The 18,787-nt window shown below is 43.4% G+C and carries 2 protein-coding genes and 2 pseudogenes; all 4 read right to left on the reverse strand.

Annotated elements, in window-relative coordinates; all coding sequences use genetic code 11:
* Window positions 1–102: 102 nt before the first annotated feature.
* Entirely contained in the window at window positions 103–1,725 is a 1,623-nt protein-coding gene (locus tag NST64_RS10380) for a hypothetical protein (RefSeq protein ID WP_002488036.1), read from the reverse strand.
* Between the two features lie 104 nt (window positions 1,726–1,829).
* A pseudogene (locus tag NST64_RS11615) lies at window positions 1,830–1,904 on the reverse strand (hypothetical protein); the annotation flags it as partial.
* 3,742 nt (window positions 1,905–5,646) lie between these two features.
* Window positions 5,647–6,337: pseudogene (locus NST64_RS11620) on the reverse strand (hypothetical protein); the annotation flags it as partial.
* Between the two features lie 8,802 nt (window positions 6,338–15,139).
* Window positions 15,140–18,568: an E domain-containing protein gene (locus tag NST64_RS11625; protein ID WP_445785730.1), complete on the reverse strand. Its 3,429-nt coding sequence runs from the start codon at window positions 18,566–18,568 to the stop codon at window positions 15,140–15,142.
* Window positions 18,569–18,787 lie beyond the last annotated feature (219 nt).

Consider the following 18,787-nt stretch of genomic DNA (forward strand, 5'->3'; position numbering starts at 1 on the left):
TAAAGAGTTAAAAAGTATTTTTGATATACAATACAAGAAAAAATTTTTAAATAATTCACTGATTAACGTTCCATACAAATTCTACTAAATATAGAAATATATTTATTTTTTAAAAATTTTTCGAAATTGTACGTATCCAGAGACATAGTGTTCAATGTCATCTATTCTTACTCGATACCCATGATGTTTGATAAAGAAGCTACCAAGAACTCGACTAGGCTTTTTAAAATACATTGCTACTTCGGGATAAAAGAAACCAGTACGTTGATAATCAGCTCTTGTATGAATCACATCAACTAGTCTTTGTTCATCTACTAAATTATTCACTACATAATCAAAACCTGTTTCCTTAGCTTTTTGGATTAATTTATATGTTGCCATTAACATTTCTAAAAATGTTGGGAATGTTGTTTCACGTTGCTCAATATAATCTAAGTAATTATTAACATTCTTAATACCAAACTCAAAGTATTCTTCTTTAGGAGCGATTTGTACTAATTCATTTGTACAATAACCTAGCCAATGATCATGATATTGCCAATACTCCTTTTTTATAAAATGATCTAACAATTTTTTAACAACATTTAACCAAACTTCATCATTATCTTGCTGATATAATCGTAACAAAGCTAATGCTGCTTCACCATCATAATAAATAATTCTAAATTTTTCTTTCACGGTTAAATCTGGATAGTTTAAAATATGAGTAGTTTCATAAGTGGATTTGTTAATCATAGATAAGATACCACGAGCAGTTTTTTGAGCAATATTAAGATAATAATCATTTTTTCTATATTTTAAATATTCACAAATTGCGAATATAAATGCCGCATTTTGTCCTAGTTTAATTTCATTAAGTTCTTCAGTATCATCAAATATATATCCTATATTATCCTTTTCATAAAAATTATTTTCTATTATATAATCTATTGCTCGCTCTACTGGTGATAAATTTTCTCCTATATATCCTAATCCTTCAACTAATGCATACGTAGAAGAAGAATGTCTCAATATATTATAAAAGTTTATCTCATTATCAAAATGAGGAAAATAACCATAAATATATCTTCCATTATCTAAAATCATATTTTTTAAAAAATGTGTGCCGCTTTTTATCAATTTATCTATTTCTTTATATAGATCCTGTGTTTTTCTTAAGCCTTTTTTGTATCCCTCGCTATATAGTTCGAAAACATCCTTTTCCTCTAACATAAACCCTTTGGTATAAAATTTAATAACTTCTTTATTTTCATAGAAATCATAATTAAAACTTTTCTTATGATTTGTATATTTTCTTAAATAATTATTAATATTTTTTTCTGACAAAATCAGTTTCTTTTTCCCATTATTTTCTATTGGTTTGACAAATGCATTGGCATTGATTTCCTCTGGTAAAAATGATAGATCCCAATAATCATCAAAAGCTACACCAAAATCTACATAATTTCTTCTTGTTTTAATTATTTCATTACTCACTTTTTCAAATAATATTTTTTCACTTTTTATAACAATATCTAACTTTATCCAAATTGGATATTTTCCAGTTTTTTTTCTAAATTTCTGTATCTCATTTATAACATTTCTTTTAAGATAATTTGGTTTTTTTAATAATTTGACAGTAGCTTTGATATTAGAATTTCCTAAACTAAGAAAAATTTTATTTTTAATTTCAGTAGTATTTTCTATATAACTAATTAATTTATCTACTCTACTTTCAATATCCATTTATTTATCTCCTATTACAAAACTTATTTTATTTATTAATAGAAAATTAAAAGCCAGGCCATTTAGACCTAGCTTTTAACTTTTAACTAATTAAAATAGCATAATTATTTTTCTTTGTTTTCTCTTTTACGACGTTTGCCTAATAGTAAAGCACCTAAACCAGCAAACATTGATCCAAATAAAACACCATTAGAATTATTTTCACCAGTATCTGGTAATTTTTTATCTGAATCTGAGTCGCTATCTGAGTCTGAGTCTGCGTCGCTATCGCTGTCTGAGTCTGAATCTGAATCGCTATCTGAGTCTGAATCGCTATCGCTGTCAGAATCTGAATCTGAGTCGCTGTCTGAGTCTGAGTCGCTATCTGAGTCAGAGTCTGAATCTGAATCGCTATCACTGTCAGAATCTGAATCTGAGTCACTATCTGAGTCTGAGTCTGAATCTGAGTCGCTGTCGCTGTCAGAATCTGAATCTGAGTCGCTGTCAGAATCTGAGTCTGAATCGCTATCTGAGTCAGAATCTGAGTCGCTATCGCTATCTGAGTCTGAGTCTGAATCGCTGTCGCTGTCAGAATCTGAATCTGAGTCGCTATCTGAGTCAGAGTCTGAATCTGAATCTGAGTCTGAGTCGCTGTCGTATCTGAGTCTGAATCGCTGTCGCTGTCTGAGTCTGAATCGCTGTCGCTATCTGAATCAGAGTCTGAGTCGCTATCGCTGTCAGAATCTGAATCTGAGTCGCTATCGCTGTCAGAATCTGAATCTGAGTCGCTATCGCTGTCAGAATCTGAATCTGAGTCTGAATCGCTATCTGAGTCTGAGTCTGAGTCGCTATCTGAGTCTGAGTCTGAGTCGCTATCGCTGTCAGAATCTGAATCGCTGTCGCTGTCAGAATCTGAGTCTGAATCGCTATCTGAGTCTGAGTCTGAGTCTGAGTCACTATCGCTATCTGAGTCTGAATCGCTGTCGCTATCTGAATCAGAGTCTGAGTCGCTGTCGCTATCTGAGTCAGAGTCTGAATCTGAGTCGCTATCTGAGTCAGAGTCTGAATCGCTATCGCTGTCAGAGTCTGAATCGCTGTCGCTGTCTGAATCTGAATCTGAGTCGCTATCGCTGTCAGAATCTGAATCTGAGTCGCTATCTGAATCTGAGTCTGAATCGCTGTCTGAGTCAGAGTCTGAGTCGCTATCTGAGTCAGAGTCTGAATCGCTGTCGCTGTCTGAGTCAGAGTCTGAATCGCTGTCGCTGTCTGAATCTGAATCTGAGTCGCTATCTGAGTCAGAGTCTGAGTCTGAGTCTGAATCTGAGTCGCTATCTGAGTCAGAGTCTGAATCTGAGTCGCTATCTGAGTCTGAGTCTGAGTCGCTATCGCTGTCAGAATCTGAATCGCTGTCGCTATCTGAGTCTGAGTCTGAATCGCTATCTGAGTCTGAGTCTGAGTCGCTATCGCTGTCAGAGTCTGAATCTGAGTCGCTGTCGCTATCTGAGTCTGAGTCTGAGTCTGAGTCTGAGTCGCTATCTGAGTCTGAGTCGCTGTCTGAGTCTGAATCTGAATCGCTGTCGCTATCTGAATCAGAGTCTGAATCTGAGTCGCTGTCGCTATCTGAATCTGAGTCTGAGTCGCTATCGCTGTCAGAGTCTGAATCTGAGTCGCTATCTGAGTCAGAGTCTGAGTCGCTGTCGCTATCTGAGTCTGAGTCTGAGTCACTATCGCTATCTGAGTCTGAATCGCTGTCTGAGTCAGAGTCTGAGTCGCTATCTGAGTCAGAGTCTGAATCGCTGTCGCTGTCTGAGTCAGAGTCTGAATCGCTGTCGCTGTCTGAATCTGAATCTGAGTCGCTATCGCTGTCTGAATCTGAATCTGAGTCGCTATCGCTGTCTGAATCTGAGTCGCTATCTGAGTCTGAATCTGAGTCGCTGTCTGAGTCTGAATCGCTGTCGCTATCTGAATCAGAGTCTGAATCTGAGTCGCTGTCGCTATCTGAGTCAGAGTCTGAGTCTGAGTCACTATCGCTATCTGAGTCTGAATCGCTGTCGCTATCTGAATCAGAGTCTGAGTCGCTGTCGCTATCTGAGTCAGAGTCTGAATCTGAGTCGCTATCTGAGTCAGAGTCTGAATCGCTATCGCTGTCAGAGTCTGAATCGCTATCGCTGTCAGAGTCTGAATCGCTGTCGCTGTCTGAATCTGAATCTGAGTCGCTATCGCTGTCAGAATCTGAATCTGAGTCGCTATCTGAATCTGAGTCTGAATCGCTGTCTGAGTCAGAGTCTGAGTCGCTATCTGAGTCAGAGTCTGAATCGCTGTCGCTGTCTGAGTCAGAGTCTGAATCGCTGTCGCTGTCTGAATCTGAATCTGAGTCGCTATCTGAGTCAGAGTCTGAGTCTGAGTCTGAATCTGAGTCGCTATCTGAGTCAGAGTCTGAATCTGAGTCGCTATCTGAGTCTGAGTCTGAGTCGCTATCGCTGTCAGAATCTGAATCTGTCGCTATCTGAGTCTGAGTCTGAGTCACTATCGCTATCTGAGTCTGAATCGCTGTCTGAGTCAGAGTCTGAATCGCTGTCGCTGTCTGAGTCTGAATCTGAGTCGCTGTCGCTATCTGAGTCTGAGTCTGAGTCGCTATCGCTGTCAGAATCTGAATCTGAGTCGCTATCTGAGTCTGAATCGCTGTCGCTGTCAGAATCTGAATCTGAGTCGCTATCTGAGTCAGAGTCTGAATCGCTGTCGCTATCTGAGTCTGAGTCGCTATCTGAATCTGAGTCTGAATCTGAGTCTGAATCGCTGTCTGAATCTGAGTCGCTGTCGCTGTCAGAATCTGAATCTGAGTCGCTATCTGAGTCAGAGTCTGAGTCTGAGTCTGAATCTGAGTCTATCTGAGTCAGAGTCTGAATCGCTGTCGCTATCTGAGTCTGAGTCTGAGTCACTATCGCTATCTGAGTCTGAATCGCTGTCTGAATCAGAGTCTGAGTCGCTGTCGCTATCTGAGTCAGAGTCTGAGTCGCTATCGAGTCTGAATCTGAATCGCTATCGCTGTCAGAGTCTGAATCTGAGTCGCTATCTGAATCAGAGTCTGAGTCGCTGAGCTCTGAGTCTGAGTCTGAGTCGCTATCGCTGTCAGAATCTGAATCGCTGTCGCTATCTGAGTCTGAGTCTGAGTCACTATCGCTGATCTGAGTCTGAATCGCTGTCGCTGTCTGAGTCTGAATCGCTGTCGCTCTGAGTCTGAATCTGAGTCGCTGAGTCTGAGTCGCTGAGTCTGAATCTGAGTCGCTATCTGAGTCTGAATCGCTGTCGCTGTCAGAATCTGAATCTGAGTCGCTATCTGAGTCTGAGAGTCTGAATCGCTGTCGCTATCTGAGTCAGAGTCTGAGTCTGAGTCACTATCGCTATCTGAGTCTGAATCGCTGTCGCTATCTGAATCAGAGTCTGAGTCGCTGTCGCTATCTGAGTCAGAGTCTGAGTCGCTATCGCTGTCAGAATCTGAATCTGAATCGCTATCGCTGTCATCTGAATCGCTGTCTGAATCTGAATCGCTGTCGCTGTCAGAATCTGAGTCGAATCTATCTGAGTCAGAGTCTGAATCGCTATCGCTGTCAGAGTCTGAATCGCTATCGCTGTCAGAGTCTGAATCGCTGTCGCTGTCTGAGTCTGAATCTGAGTCGCTATCGCTGTCAGAATCTGAATCTGAGTCAGAGTCTGAGTCTGAATCTGAGTCGCTATCTGAATCTGAATCTGAGTCGCTATCGCTGTCAGAGTCTGAATCTGAGTCGCTGTCTGAGTCTGAGTCGCTATCGCTATCTGAGTCTGAGTCTGAGTCGCTATCTGAGTCTGAATCTGAGTCGCTATCTGAGTCTGAGTCGCTATCGCTGAGAATCTGAATCTGAGTCTGAATCTGAGTCGCTGAGCTCTGAATCTGAATCTGAGTCGCTCGCTATCTGAGTCTGAGTCTGAGTCATCTGAGTCTGAGTCTGAATCGCTGTCTGAGTCTGAATCTGAATCGCTGTCGCTATCTGAGTCTGAATCTCGAGTCTGAGTCTGAATCGCTGTCGCTGTCTGAGTCTGAATCTGAGTCGCTGTCGAGATCTGAGTCTGAATCGCTATCAGAATCTGAGTCTGAGTCGCTATCTGAATCTGAATCTGAGTCTGAATCTGAATCTGAGTCGCTATCTGAGTCTGAATCGCTGTCGCTGTCTGAATCTGAATCTGAATCTGAGTCGCTATCGCTGTCTGAGTCTGAATCTGAGTCGCTGTCGCTGTCTGAATCTGAATCTGAGTCTGAATCTGAGTCGCTATCTGAATCTGAGTCTGAGTCGCTGTCGCTGTCTGAATCTGAGTCTGAATCTGAGTCAGAGTCTGAGTCGCTATCTGAGAGTCTGAATCTGAGTCAGAGTCTGAGTCGCTATCTGAGTCAGAGTCTGAATCGCTCTGAGTCAGAGTCTGAATCGCTGTCGCTGTCTGAATCTGAATCTGAGTCGCTATCTGAATCTGAGTCTGAGTCGCTGAGAATCTGAGTCTGAGTCGCTGTCGCTCTGAGTCTGAATCTGAGTCGCTATCTGAGTCTGAGTCTGAGTCGCTGTCAGAGTCTGAATCTGCTGTCGCTATCTGAGTCTGAGTCTGAGATCGCTATCTGAGTCTGAATCGCTGTCGCTATCTGAGTCTGAATCGCTGTCGCTGAATCTGAGTCGATCTGAATCTGAGTCTGAATCGCTGTCTGAGTCTGAGTCGCTATCGCTGTCTGAATCTGAGTCGCTATCGCTGTCTGAATCTGAATCTGAGTCTGAGTCGCTATCGCTGTCAGAGTCTGAATCTGAGTCGCTATCGCTATCTGAGTCTGAATCTGAGTCTGAATCAGAGTCTGAGTCGCTATCTGAGTCTGAGTCGCTGTCTGAGAATCTGAGAGTCTGAATCGCTGTCGCTATCTGAATCGCTGTCTGATCTGAGTCTGAATCGCTATCTGAATCTGAGTCTGAGTCGCTATCGCTGTCAGAGTCTGAATCTGAGTCGCTATCTGAGTCAGAGTCTGAGTCGCTGTCGCTATCTGAGTCTGAGTCTGAGTCACTATCTGAGCTGAGAATCTGAGTCTGAGTCAGAGTCTGAATCTGAATCTGAGTCTGTCGCTGTCTGAATCAGAATCTGAGTCGCTATCGCTGTCAGAATCTGAATCTGAGTCGCTATCGCTGTCAGAATCTGAATCTGAGTCTGAATCGCTATCTGAGTCTGAGTCGCTGTCTGAGTCTGAATCTGAATCGCTGTCGCTATCTGAATCTGAGTCTGAGTCGCTATCGCTGTCAGAGTCTGAATCTGAGTCGCTATCTGAGTCAGAGTCTGAGTCGCTGTCGCTATCTGAGTCTGAGTCTGAGTCACTATCGCTATCTGAGTCTGAATCGCTGTCTGAGTCAGAGTCTGAGTCGCTATCTGAGTCAGAGTCTGAATCGCTGTCGCTGTCTGAGTCAGAGTCTGAATCGCTGTCGCTGTCTGAATCTGAATCTGAGTCGCTATCGCTGTCTGAATCTGAATCTGAGTCGCTATCGCTGTCTGAATCTGAGTCGCTATCTGAGTCTGAATCTGAGTCGCTATCGCTGTCTGAGTCAGAGTCTGAGTCTATCTGAGTCTGAGTCTGAGTCGCTGTCTGAGTCTGAATCTGAGTCGCTATCTGAATCAGAGTCTGAATCTGAGTCGCTGTCGCTATCTGAGTCAGAGTCTGAGTCTGAGTCACTATCGCTATCTGAGTCTGAATCGCTGTCGCTATCTGAATCTGAGATCTGAGTCGCTATCGCTGTCAGAATCTGAATCTGAGTCGCTGAATCTGAGTCTGAGCTGTCTGAGTCAGAGTCTGAGTCGCTATCTGAGTCAGAGTCTGAATCGCTGTCGCTGTCTGAGTCAGAGTCTGAATCGCTGTCGCTGTCTGAATCTGAGTCGCTATCTGAGTCTGAGTCTGAATCGCTGTCGCTATCTGAGTCAGAGTCTGAGTCTGAGTCACTATCGCTATCTGAGTCTGAATCGCTGTCGCTATCTGAATCAGAGTCTGAGTCGCTGTCGCTATCTGAGTCAGAGTCTGAGTCGCTATCTGTCAGAATCTGAATCTGAATCGCTATCGCTGTCAGAGTCTGAATCGCTGTCGCTGTCAGAATCTGAATCGCTGTCGCTGTCAGAATCTGAGTCTGAATCGCTATCTGAGTCTGAGTCTGAGTCGCTGTCGCTGTCAGAATCTGAATCGCTGTCGCTGTCAGAATCTGAGTCTGAATCGCTATCTGAGTCTGAGTCTGAGTCGCTATCGCTGTCAGAATCTGAATCTGAGTCGCTATCTGAGTCTGAGTCTGAATCTGAGTCGCTGTCGCTGTCAGAATCTGAATCTGAGTCGCTATCTGAGTCAGAGTCTGAATCTGAATCTGAGTCTGAGTCGCTGTCGCTATCTGAATCAGAGTCTGAGTCGCTATCGCTGTCAGAATCTGAATCTGAGTCGCTATCGCTGTCAGAATCTGAATCTGAGTCTGAATCGCTGAATCGTATCTGAGTCTGAGTCGCTGTCTGAGTCTGAATCTGAATCGCTGTCGCTCTGAATCTGAGTCGAGTCTGAGAGTCTGAATCGCTGATCTGAGAATCAGAGTCTGAGTCGCTGTCAGCTGAGAGTCTGAGTCTGAATCGCTGTCGCTATCTGAGTCTGAATCTGAGTCTGAGTCGCTATCTGAGTCAGAGTCTGAATCGCTGTCGCTGTCTGAGTCAGAATCTGAATCGCTGTCGCTGTCTGAATCTGAATCTGAGTCGCTATCGCTGTCTGAATCTGAATCTGAGTCGCTATCGAATCTGAGTCGCTATCTGAGTCTGAATCTGAGTCGCTATCGCTGTCTGAGTCTGAGATCTGAGTCGCTGAGTCTGAGTCTGAGTCGCTGTCTGAGTCTGAATCTGAGTCTGAATCAGAGTCTGAATCTGAGTCGAGTCAGAGTCTGAATCGCTGTCGCTATCTGAATCAGAGTCTGAGTCTGAGTCGCTGTCGCTGAGTCTGAGTCTGAATCGCTGTCGCTATCTGAATCTGAGTCTGAGTCGCTATCTGAGTCAGAGTCTGTCAGAGTCTGAATCTGTCGCTATCTGAATCTGAGTCTGAATCGCTGTCTGAATCAGAGTCTGAGTCGCTATCTGAGTCTGAGTCTGAATCGCTGTCGCTGTCTGAGTCTGAGAGTCTGAATCGCTGTCGCTGTCTGAATCTGAATCTGAGTCAGAGTCTGAATCGCTGTCGCTATCTGAGTCAGAGTCTGAGTCTGAGTCACTATCTATCTGAGTCTGAATCGCTGTCGCTATCTGAATCAGAGTCTGAGTCGCTCGCTATCTGAGTCAGAGTCTGAGTCGCTATCGCTGTCAGAATCTGAATCTGAATCGCTATCGCTGTCAGAGTCTGAATCGCTGTCGCTGTCAGAATCTGAATCAGAGTCTGAGTCGCTGTCGCTATCTGAGTCTGAATCGCTATCTGAGTCTGAGTCTGAGTCGCTGTCGCTGTCAGAATCTGAATCGTCGCTGTCAATCTGAATCTGAGTCGCTATCTGAGTCTGAGTCTGAATCTGAGTCGCTGTCGCTGTCAGAATCTGAATCTGAGTCGCTATCTGAGTCTGAATCTGAGTCGCTGTCTGAATCTGAGTCTGAGTCGCTGTCGCTATCTGAGTCAGAGTCTGAGTCGCTGTCGCTGTCAGAAGAATCTGAATCTGAGTCGCTATCGCTGTGAGTCAGAATCTGAATCTGAGTCTGAATCGCTATCTGAGTCTGAGTCGAGTCGCTATCTGAGTCTGAGTCTGAGTCTATCTGAGTCTGAGTCTGAATCGCTGTCGCTGTCTGAATCTGAGTCTGAATCGCTATCTGAGTCTGAGTCTGAGTCGCTATCTGTCAGAATCTGAGTCTGAGTCGCTATCGAGTCTGAGTCTGAATCTGAGTCGCTGTCGCTGAATCAGAATCTGAATCTGAGTCGCTATCTGAGTCAGAGTCTGAATCTGAATCTGAGTGAATCTGAGAATCGCTGTCGCTATCTGAGTCTGAATCTGAGTCGCTATCTGAGTCTGAGTCACTATCGCTATCTGAGTCTGAATCGCTGTCGCTGTCTGAGTCTGAATCGCTCGCTATCTGAATCAGAGTCTGAGTCGCTATCGCTGTCAGAATCTGAATCTGAGTCGCTATCGCTGTCTGAATCTGAATCTGAGTCTGAATCGCTATCTGAGTCTGAGTCTGAGTCGCTATCTGAGTCTGAGTCTGAGTCGCTATCGCTGTCTGAATCTGAATCGCTATCGCTGTCAGAGTCTGAATCTGAGTCGCTGTCAGAATCTGAGTCTGAATCGCTATCTGAGTCTGAGTCTGAGTCGCTATCGCTGTCAGAAGTCTGAATCTATCTGAGTCTGAGTCTGAGTCTCTGAGTCTGAGTCTGAGTCTGAGTCGCTGTCTGAGTCTGAATCTGAATCTGAGTCGCTATCTGAATCAGAGTCTGAATCTGAGAGTCGCTGTCGCTATCTGAGTCTGAATCTGAGTCTGAGTCGCTATCTGAGTCTCTGAGTCGCTGAATCGCTGTCGCTATCTGAGTCTGAGAATCTGAGTCACTATCGCTATCTGAGTCTGAATCGCTGTCTGAGTCAGAGTCTGAGTCGCTATCGCTGTCAGAGTCTGAATCTGCTGTCTGAGTCAGAGTCTGAATCGCTGTCTGAGTCTGAGTCTGAGTCTGAGTCTGAATCTGAATCTGAGTCGCTATCGCTGTCTGAATCTGAATCTGAGTCGCTATCTGAATCAGAGTCTGATCTGAGAGTCTGAATCTGTCGCTATCTGAGTCTGAGTCTGAGTCTGAGTCTATCGCTATCTGAGTCTGAATCGCTGTCGCTATCTGAATCAGAGTCTGAGTCGCTGTCGCTATCTGAGTCTGAGTCTGAATCTGAGTCGCTATCTGAGTCTGAGTCTGAATCGCTGTCTGAGTCTGAGTCTGAGTCTGAGTCGCTATCTGAGTCTGAGTCTGAATCGCTGTCGCTGTCAGAATCTGAATCTGAGAATCTGAATCGCTGTCAGAATCTGAGTCTGAATCGCTATCTGAATCAGAGTCTGAGTCGCTATCGCTGTCTGAATCTGAATCTGAGTCGCTATCTGAATCTGAATCTGAGTCGCTGATCTGAGTCAGAGTCTGAATCGCTGTCTGAGTCAGAGTCTGAATCTGCTGTCGCTGTCTGAATCTGAGTCTGAGTCTGATCTGAGTCACTGATCGCTATCTGAGTCTGAATCTGAGTCGCTATCTGAGTCTGAGTCTGAATCGCTGTCGCTATCTGAATCTGAGTCTGAGTCGCTATCGCTGTCAGAATCTGAATCTGAATCGCTGTCTGAGTCTGAGTCGAGTCTATCTGAATCAGAGTCTGAGTCGCTGTCGCTATCTGAGTCTGAATCTGAATCGCTGTCAGAATCTGAGTCTGAATCTGCTGTCTGAATCTGAATCTGAGTCAGAGTCTGAATCGCTATCTGAGAGTCTGAATCGCTGTCGCTGTCAGAATCTGAATCTGAGTCGCTATCTGAATCTGAATCGCTGTCGCTATCTGAATCAGAGTCTGAGTCGCTATCGCTGTCTGATCAGAGTCTGAGTCGCTGTCTGAGTCGAATCTGATCGCTGTCAGAATCTGAATCTGAGTCTGAATCGCTATCTGAATCTGAGTCGCTATCGCTGTCTGAATCTGAATCTGAGTCAGAGTCTGAATCGCTGTCAGAATCTGAGTCGCTATCGCTGTCTGAGTCAGAGTCTGAGTCGCTGTCGCTGTCAGAATCTGAATCTGAATCTGAGTCGCTGTCTGAGTCTGAGTCTGAATCGCTATCGCTGTCAGAATCTGAATCTGAGTCGCTATCTGAGTCAGAGTCTGAATCTGAGTCGCTGTCGCTATCTGAGTCTGAGTCTGAGTCACTATCGCTATCTGAGTCTGAATCGCTGTCTGAGTCTGAATCTGAGTCGCTATCTGAGTCAGAGTCTGAATCTGAATCTGCTGTCGCTGAATCTGAGTCGCTGTCGCTGTCAGAGTCTGAATCGCTGTCGCTGTCTGAATCTGAATCTGAGTCGCTATCGCTGTCTGAATCTGAATCTGAGTCGCTATCGCTGTCTGAATCTGAGTCGAATCTGTCGCTATCTGAGTCTGAATCTGAGTCGCTATCTGAGTCTGAATCTGAGTCGCTATCTGAGAGTCTGAATCTGAGTCGCTGTCGCTATCTGAGTCAGAGTCTGAGTCTGAGTCACTATCGCTATCTGAATCTGAATCGCTGAGTCGCTATCTGAATCAGAGTCTGAGTCGCTATCGCTGTCAGAATCTGAATCTGAGTCGCTATCTGAATCTGAGTCTGAATCGCTGAGTCATCTGAGTCGCTATCTGAGTCAGAGTCTGAATCGCTGTCGCTGTCTGAGTCAGAGTCTGAATCGCTGTCGCTGTCTGAATCTGAGTCGCTATCTGAGTCAGAGTCTGAGTCTGAATCTGAGTCAGAGTCTATCTGAGTCAGAGTCTGAATCTGAGTCGCTATCTGAGTCTGAGTCTGAATCGCTGTCGCTATCTGAGTCAGAGTCTGAGTCTGAGTCACTATCTATCTGAGTCTGAATCGCTGTCGCTATCTGAATCAGAGTCTGAGTCTGAGTCGCTGTCGCTATCTGAGTCAGAGTCTGAGTCGCTATCGCTGTCAGAATCTGAATCTGAATCGCTATCGCTGTCAGAGTCTGAATCGCTGTCGCTGTCAGAATCTGAATCGCTGTCGCTGTCAGAATCTGAGTCTGAATCGCTATCTGAGTCTGAGTCTGAATCGCTGTCTGAGTCTGAGTCTGAGTCGCTGTCGCTGTCTGAGTCTGAGTCTGAATCGCTATCTGAGTCTGAGTCTCGCTATCTGAGTCAGAGTCTATCGCTGTCAGAATCTGAATCTGAGTCGCTATCTGAGTCTGAGTCTGAATCTGAGTCGCTGTCGCTGTCAGAATCTGAATCTGAGTCGCTATCTGAGTCAGAGTCTGAATCTGAATCTGAGTCTGAGTCGCTGTCGCTATCTGAGTCTGAGTCTGATCGCTGTCGCTGTCTGAGTCTGAATCGCTGAGTCGCTATCTGAATCAGAGTCTGAGTCGCTATCGCTGTCAGAATCTGAATCTGAGTCGCTATCGCTGTCAGAATCTGAATCTGAGTCTGAATCGCTATCTGAGTCTGAGTCTGAGTCGCTATCTGAGTCTGAGTCTGAGTCTGATCGCTGTCAATCTGAGTCTGAATCTGAGTCTGAGTCGCTATCTGAATCTGAGTCTGAATCGCTATCTGAGTCTGAGTCTGAGTCTGAGTCGCTATCGCTATCTGAGTCTGAATCGCTGTCAGAGCTGATCTGAATCTGAGTCTGAGTCGCTGTCGCTATCTGAGTCAGAGTCTGAATCTGAGTCGCTATCTGAGTCAGAGTCTGAATCGCTATCGCTGTCAGAGTCTGAATCGCTGTCGCTGAATCTGAATCGCTGTCGAATCTGAATCTGAATCTGAATCGCTATCTGAATCTGAGTCTGAATCGCTGTCGCTGTCTGAATCTGAGTCTGAGTCTGAATCGCTATCTGAATCTGAGTCAGAGTCTGAGTCGCTATCTGAGTCAGAGTCTGAATCTGAGTCGCTATCTGAGTCAGAGTCTGAATCGCTGTCGCTGTCTGAATCTGAATCTGAGTCGCTATCGCTATCTGAATCTGAGTCTGAGTCTGAGTCTGAATCTGAGTCGCTATCTGAGTCAGAGTCTGAATCGAGTCGCTATCTGAGTCAGAGTCTGAGTCGCTATCGCTGTCAGAATCTGAATCGAGTCGCTATCTGTCTGAGTCTGAATCTGAGTCACTATCGCTATCTGAGTCTGAATCGCTATCGCTGTCTGAGTCTGAATCTGAATCGCTGTCGCTGTCTGAGTCTGAATCTGAGTCGCTGTCGCTATCTGAGTCTGAGTCTGAGTCGCTATCGCTGTCTGAATCTGAATCTGAGTCGCTATCTGAGTCTGAATCGCTGTCGCTGTCAGAATCTGAATCTGAATCGCTATCGCTGTCAGAATCTGAATCTGAGTCGCTATCTGAGTCAGAGTCTGAATCGCTGAGTCGCTGCTATCTGAGTCTGAGTCTGAATCTATCTGAATCTGAGTCTGAATCGCTGTCGTCTGAATCGCTGTCTGAATCTGAGTCGCTGTCGCTGTCAGAGTCTGAATCTGAGTCGCTATCTGAGTCTGAGTCTGAGTCTGAGTCTGAGTCTGAATCGCTATCTGAGTCTGAGTCTGAATCGCTGTCGCTATCTGAATCAGAGTCTGAATCTGAGTCGCTGTCGCTATCTGAGTCTGAGTCTGAGTCGCTATCGCTGTCAGAGTCTGAATCTGAGTCGCTATCTGAGTCAGAGTCTGAGTCGCTGTCGCTATCTGAGTCTGAGTCTGAGTCACTATCGAATCTGAGTCTGAATCGCTCGCTATCGCTGTCAGAGTCTGAGTCTGAGTCGCTATCTGAGTCTGAATCGAGTCGCTGTCAGAATCTGAATCTGAGTCGCTATCTGAGTCAGAGTCTGAATCTGCTGTCGCTATCTGAGTCAGAGTCTGAGTCTGAGTCACTATCTGAGTCTGAATCGCTGTCGCTATCTGAATCAGAGTCTGAGTCGCTGTCGCTAGTCTGAGTCTGAGTCTGAGTCGCTATCTGAATCTGAGTCTGAATCGCTATCGCTGTCTGAGTCTGAATCGCTGTCGCTGTCTGAATCTGAATCGCTGTCGCTGTCAGAATCTGAGTCGCTATCTGAGTCTGAATCGCTGTCTGAGTCTGAGTCGCTATCTGAGTCAGAGTCTGAATCGCTGTCGCTATCTGAGTCTGAGAGAGTCTGAGTCGCTATCGCTAATCTGAGTCTGAATCTGAGTCTGTCTGAGTCTGAATCGCTGAGTCTGAATCTGAATCTGAGTCTGAGTCTGAATCGCTGTCGCTATCTGATCAGAATCTGAGTCGCTATCGCTGTCAGAATCTGAATCTGAATCGCTATCTGAATCTGAATCGCTGAATCGCTGTCGAATCGCTGAATCTGAATCTGCTATCGCTGTCTGAGTCTGAGTCTGAGTCGAGTCAGAGTCTGAGTCGCTGTCGCTGTCAGAATCTGAATCTGAGTCTGAGTCTGAGTCTGAATCTGAGTCTGAGTCTGCTAGTCGCTGTCTGAGAATCTGAGTCTCAGAGTCTGAGTCTGAATCGCTGTCGCTATCGCTGTCAGAATCTGAATCTGAGTCACTATCTGCTGTCAGAGCTCTGAGTCTGAGTCGCTGTCGCTATCTGAGTCTGAGTCTGAGTCACTATCGCTGTCTGAGTCTGAATCTGAGTCTGTCGCTATCTGAATCTGAGTCTGAATCGCTGTCGCTATCTGAATCTGATCTGAGTCGCTATCTGTCTGAATCTGAGTCGCTATCGCTGTCTGAATCTGAGTCGCTATCTGAGTCTGAGTCTGAATCTGTCGCTGTCTGAGTCAGAGTCTGAATCGCTATCTGAGTCAGAGTCTGAATCGCTATCGCTGTCTGAATCTGAATCGCTATCTGAATCTGAGTCTGAGTCGCTATCTGAGTCTGAATCTGAGTCTGAATCGCTGTCGCTATCTGAGTCTGAATCTGAGTCGAATCGAGTCTGAGTCTGAGTCGCTATCGCTGTCAGAATCTGAATCTGAATCGCTATCTGAGTCTGAATCTGAATCGCTATCGAGTCTGAGTCTGAATCGCTATCTGAGAATCGCTGTCGCTGTCTGGACCATATTTCATTCACTGGATCTTTTGTGATTTCTTCTGTTGGTTCACCTTCACCAACTTTTTCTCCTGTTAATGGATTTTCCATAGTTGGTGTTGTGATTGTTTTTTCTCCATTTTCACCTTTTTGTTTAACACGTTCTTCGCCTGGTTTTAAGTCTGGATTGAATTCACGCTCTGTTTCATATGGAATCTCTTCTTTATCTACAATCGGATCGCCGTCGACTGGACCGTATTTTGTTACGTCATCCACCGGAGGTGTTACTACTTCTCCTGTATCTGGATTTTTAACTCCAGGTTTTCCAGGAATTTCTTCCACGCTATCTTTAGGTGCTTCTGGATCGAATTCATCTTTATGGCCTTGTGGTACTTCTTCGCCACCATAATGTACGATTTCATCCACTGGATCTTTTGTAGTTTCCTCTGTTGGTTCACCTTTTTCAACTACTTCTCCTGTTAATGGATTTTTCGTTGTTGGTGTTGTGATTGTTTTTTCTCCATTTTCACCTTTTTGTACGACTTCTTCTGTACCAGGTGCTAAATCTGGATCAAACTCACGTTTTGTTTCATACGGAATCTCTTTTTTATCTATGATTGGATCGCCATCGACTGGACCGTATTTTGTTACGTCATCCACCGGAGGTGTTACTACTTCTCCTGTATCTGGATTTTTAACTCCAGGTTTTCCAGGAATTTCTTCCACGCTATCTTTAGGTGCTTCTGGATCGAATTCATCTTTATGACCTTGTGGTACTTTCTCACCGCCATAATGTACGATTTCGTCTACTGGCTCTTTTGTGGTCTTTTCTGTTGGCTCACCTTTACCAACTCTTTCTCCTGTTAATGGATTTTTCGTAGTTGGTGTTGTGATTGTTTTCTCTCCATTTTCACCTTTTTGTACGACTTCTTCTGTACCAGGTTCTAATTTTGGATCAAATTCACGTTTTTTATCAAATGGAATCTCTTCTTTTTCTATGATTGGATCGCCATCAACTGGACCGTATTTTGTTACGTCATCCACTGGAGGTGTTACAACTTCTCCTGTATCTGGATTTTTGATACCTGGTTTACCTGGAACTTCTTCTTCGCTACCTTTCGGTGCGTTTGGATCAAATTCATCTTTATGTCCTTGAGGCACTGCTTCAGGTGCAAAGTGTACAATCTCATCAACTGGATTTTTTGTTACTTCTGTTGTTGGTTCACCACGTTCAACTACATCTCCTGTATCAGGGTCAACTTTAGTTGGTGTAGTTGTTGTTGATTCTCCATCTTCACCTTTTTGTACAATAACATCAGGTGATCCTGGTTCTAGAGTTGGATCAAATTCACGAATAGTTTTATGAGGAATTGGTTGTTTCGTTACTTCCACATCATCAATTAAATCAGCTTGAGGCGTTGTAATTGTTAAACCTTCAAGATTTGTTCTCATAGTTCCATCAGAATATCTATTTTGCATATGACTTGAAGTAATTAAGAAATTATATTTTTGAGATTTGTCGATTCCTAAATCATTTGTAGTAGCTGTCCAAGTCTTACCTGCATATGTAGCAGTTACTGTACTTGTGGCTGCGTCGTAATTTAATACTACATCATTTAATCTTTGACCATGGAATTTTCCATCATTTAGATTATTACTATTATCTGCATAAATTATTTTATTTACAGGGTCATCTTTTGAATTGAGAGCATCAGTTCCTACTTGGCTAGTCACACCATCTGCACCGTTTCTAACAAATGTACCGTAACCAATTTTCGCTGCGCCAATTTGATTTAGATTTTTTTTCTTATCTGCATCGATTTTGTCGACTTTGCCATTAACATTATTGTATGAGGTGTCAATTTTAAAACCGGATGCATTTGCCATACCTTTATCTCTTAAAATACCACCTTGGTTTAAAAAGTCTTGACCAGTTCCTTGAGTAAAGGTAAAGCCCCAACCATCTGCTCCTGTTGTATTACCTTGGTTGTTATTTGCTACTGGAACAGTAATTGTAAAGTCTTTATTAAAATCTATTTTATCATTATATTCTAATGCGCCTTTAGTTCCTTTATTAGGATTGAAGTTTGTATTGAATGCAGTTAGCTCATCTTCTTTAGGGAATTCTTCTTTATACGTTTTATGGATTATATCTCCATATTCTTTAAAGTTACCCGTTCCTTTTTTAGTAACTGTGTCTTGTGCAGCTGCTCTTAATGCTGTTGCTGAATTGTTAACATTTGTTGTTCTAGCATTTCTGCTTACTGAACGGAATGTTGCTCTTGGTTGTGCGTTTTCTTTGTTAGCTGTTTCTTTAAGTGCTTCACTTAAAGCTATTTTTTTAATTTCTTCATTAGATAAATTTGAAATATCTTTTGGTAATACTTTTTCAATTTCAGCTTTCTCTGCTTCTGTAACTTCAGATTTTTTATATAAATCTTTAGCAACTGTATCTACAACGTGAGTTCTCTCAGTTTCTGCTGGTTGAGCATTTGAATTGCTCTTAGCATTTGTTTCTTCAACTGCTGGTGCTTCTTCTTCTGTTGCTACTTTGTTTGTTTCTTCTGCTGATGGCGCTTCTTTTGTTGTTACATCTTCTGTATTTTCTTCACTTGATGGCGCTTCTTTTGTTGTTACATCTTCTGTATTTTCTTTACTTGATGGCGCTTCTTTTGTTGTTACATCTTCTGTATTTTCTTTACTTGATGGCGCTTCTTTTGTTGTTACATCTTCTGTATTTTCTTCACTTGTTGGCGCTTCTTTTGTTGTTACATCTTCTGTATTTTCTTCACTTGTTGGCGCTTCTTTTGTTGTTACATCTTCTGTATTTTCTTCACTTGTTGGCGCTTCTTTTGTTATTACATCTTCTGTATTTTCTTCTGTTGATGTTGTAGCAGTTTCATTAGATGAGTCAATTTTTTGATTATTTTTGTCGTTATCATTCTCAATACTATTTAGAGAAGTATTTTCCATATGATTTTCTTCAGCTGCTTTTGCTTCATCGTCAGCGTGACCAAAAATCAAAGTAGCACCAACTAATATTGAAGCTGTTCCTACTGTGAATTTTCTTATAGAGTACTTATTTAACTTATTGGAAATAAAATCCAATCTCTTGTTAATAGGACCTTGTCTTCTTTTACTCATAATTACCTCCTATAAAATCAATTATTTACATTTTAAAAGCAAACTGCATACAATTTTATATGTAAATACGCTTCTAGGATAATGCATTTTATCATTTAACACAATACTTTTAAAATTTTTTACAATAAAAAAATAAATATTAGGTCATACAATAGATAGGTACCTTTAATCTTTTTAAGTCAATTCACTTGACCAAGTTATAATTATCTCCAAATGATA

It is taken from the genome of Staphylococcus sp. FSL W8-1268 (genome assembly GCF_038003965.1).
Lineage (GTDB): Bacteria > Bacillota > Bacilli > Staphylococcales > Staphylococcaceae > Staphylococcus > Staphylococcus hominis.